Origin of the sequence: uncultured Pseudokineococcus sp., assembly GCF_947495735.1 — a bacterium.
Classification (GTDB): domain Bacteria; phylum Actinomycetota; class Actinomycetes; order Actinomycetales; family Quadrisphaeraceae; genus Pseudokineococcus.
This window is the reverse complement of the sequence record NZ_CANMAA010000056.1, coordinates 1-208: the sequence shown is the minus strand read 5'-3', so window position 1 is coordinate 208 and position 208 is coordinate 1. Positions and strand designations below refer to the sequence as shown.

General features: G+C 67.3%; 1 protein-coding gene. It reads left to right on the top strand.

Annotation, left to right across the window (positions count from 1 at the left end; translation table 11 throughout):
* Nucleotides 1-207: integrase core domain-containing protein (locus Q0848_RS18945; protein WP_299040394.1), on the top strand; the 207-nt coding region annotated here is incomplete at its 5' end.
* Nucleotide 208: the final 1 nt, after the last annotated feature.

Sequence of the window (208 nt, the reverse complement as noted above, 5' to 3'; positions counted from 1 at the left end):
CGGCCCCAGACCAACGGCAAGGTCGAACGCTTCCACCGGACCATGGCCGCCGAGTGGGCCTTCGCCCGCCACTACAAGCGCGAAGCCGACCGCCGCAACGCCCTACCGGCCTTCCTGCACCGGTACAACCATCACCGACCCCACTCCGCCATCGGCAAGGTCCCACCCATCACCAGGTTGACCAACCTCCCTGGGCAGTACAGCTAGC